Annotated in this window: 2 protein-coding genes; both read left to right on the forward strand. The window is 60.9% G+C overall.

Going from position 1 to position 2,076, the window contains the following annotated elements:
• Positions 1-122 precede the first annotated feature (122 nt).
• Positions 123-1,436, forward strand: coding sequence for a branched-chain amino acid transport system II carrier protein (brnQ, locus tag FEM54_RS31320; protein ID WP_056859730.1), 1,314 nt, complete (start codon positions 123-125; stop codon positions 1,434-1,436).
• Positions 1,437-1,669: 233 nt separating this feature from the next.
• Positions 1,670-2,076: DUF599 domain-containing protein (locus FEM54_RS31325; RefSeq protein ID WP_138454147.1), on the forward strand; the 407-nt coding region annotated here is incomplete at its 3' end.

The following is a 2,076-nucleotide window of genomic DNA, read 5'->3' on the forward strand; positions in this document are numbered from 1 at the left end:
TCCGCCTCCCAAAAGGAAGCCGCGCGCTAAACCGGTCGGTCCCCATCAGGGCCGGCAGCAGTTCCCTCATCCACAGGGAATCCCTCTCTAAATTCCGATTCAGTAGTGTGGTATTTCCTGAAATGAAAGTGTTGAAAAGCCAGGACATCCTGGCGTTAGGCTTTATGACTTTTGCCCTGTTCGTGGGCGCCGGCAACATCATCTTCCCGCCTATCGTTGGTTTGCAGTCCGGGCCTCACGTCTGGATGGCAGCGCTGGGCTTCCTGATCACCGCAGTTGGCTTGCCGGTGGTCACCGTGATCGCGCTGGCCAAGGTCGGCGGCGGCATGGACGCATTGAGCAGCCCGATCGGCAAGATCGCCGGTGGCCTGCTGGCGGCGGCGGCGTACCTGGCGGTAGGCCCGCTGTTCGCCACCCCGCGCACCGCGACCGTTTCGTTTGAAGTGGGCCTGGCGCCGCTGACCGGCGAAAGTCCGCTGGCGCTGTTCCTCTACAGCTCGGTGTACTTCCTGCTGGTGTTCTTCATTTCCCTGTACCCAGGGCGTCTGCTGGACACGGTAGGGCGTTTTCTCGCACCGTTGAAGATCATCGCACTGGCTGTGCTGGGCATCGCTGCGTTTGCCTTGCCGGCCGGTGATGTGGGTGTTGCCACCCCGGAATACGTCGCTGCACCGTTCTCCCAGGGCTTTATCAATGGCTACTTGACCATGGATACCCTCGGCGCGCTGGTGTTCGGTATCGTCATCGTCAACGCGATTCGTTCCCGTGGTGTTGAGTCGCCAAAGCTGATCACTCGCTATGCGATCATCGCCGGGCTGATAGCCGGCGTGGGCCTGGCGCTGGTGTACATCAGCCTGTTCCGCCTGGGTTCGGGCAGCCACGCGGTGGCGGCCGGTGCCAGCAATGGCGCGGCAGTGCTGCACGCCTACGTGCAACACACCTTCGGCTCCCTGGGCAGTGGCTTCCTCGCGGTGTTGATCTCCCTGGCGTGCCTGGTCACTGCCGTGGGCCTGACCTGTGCTTGCGCCGAGTACTTCAGCAAGGTCCTGCCACTGTCCTACAAGACGCTGGTGGTGATCCTGGCGCTGTTCTCGCTGTTCGTGTCCAACCTGGGCCTGACCAAGCTGATTGCCTTCTCGATCCCGGTACTCACCGCGATCTACCCGCCGTGCATCGTGCTGGTGGCCCTGAGCTTCTGCAAAGACTTCTGGCAGGAGCAGGGCCGTATTGTTGGCCCGGTGATGCTGGTGTCGTTCATCTTTGGTTGCATCGACGCGCTTAAAGGCGCTGGCTTGGCCGATTGGATGCCTGCACAATTGGCGCACCTGCCGCTGAGTGAGCAAGGCCTGGCATGGCTGGTGCCGTCGGTGATGACGCTCGGCGTGGCGGTAGTGGTTGACCGTATGCTCGGCAAGCGTAGCGAAGCCATCGCCTAAGCCGCGGTTTCACGCTGTACTGAAATGCCCCGTATCAATCGATACGGGGCATTTTTTATGCCTGCAAGACCACAACGCTCTAAAGTTGGAGTTCGGTCAATGTGGGAGCTGGCTTGCCTGCGATGGCGTCGGTTCAGTCACTGCTGTGTAGCCTGGTCCACCGCTATCGCAGGCAAGCCAGCTCCCACATTTTGGACCGTGTTCGTCTTCATCCATCGTATACAAGGCCCCGCATGTCGTTCATCGAAACCAACCAAATCCACCTGCTGGCAGCCTTCTGGTTCGCCCTGTGCTGGGGCGGTTACACCCGCTATGCCAGCTGGAAAGCCCGAGACACCGCCTGCCTGGCCAGCGTGCTGCACCTGTATCGCGAAGACTGGATGCGCCGTATGCTGCTGCGCGATAACCGGATTGCCGATGCCAGTGTGATCGGCAACCTGGAGCGCAATGCCTCGTTCTTCGCCTCCAGCACGTTGATTATTCTCGCCGGTATTCTCACCGTGCTGGGCGCGTCCGAGCGTGCGGTATCGTTGCTGGCGGACATCCCCATGGTGCAGCAGGCGTCACAGGGTATGTCGGAAATCAAGCTGCTGTGCCTGGCGCTGGTGTTCGTCTACGCGTTCTTCACCTTCAGCTGGTG

The sequence above is a fragment of the Pseudomonas edaphica genome (assembly GCF_005863185.1).
In the GTDB taxonomy this organism is placed as follows: Bacteria; Pseudomonadota; Gammaproteobacteria; order Pseudomonadales; family Pseudomonadaceae; genus Aquipseudomonas; species Aquipseudomonas edaphica.

What these genes read in the sequence shown, in the direction of transcription:
- brnQ (WP_056859730.1), top strand. Translation starts at nt 123, where the DNA reads ATGAAAGTGTTGAAAAGCCAGGACATCCTGGCGTTAGGCTTTATGACT.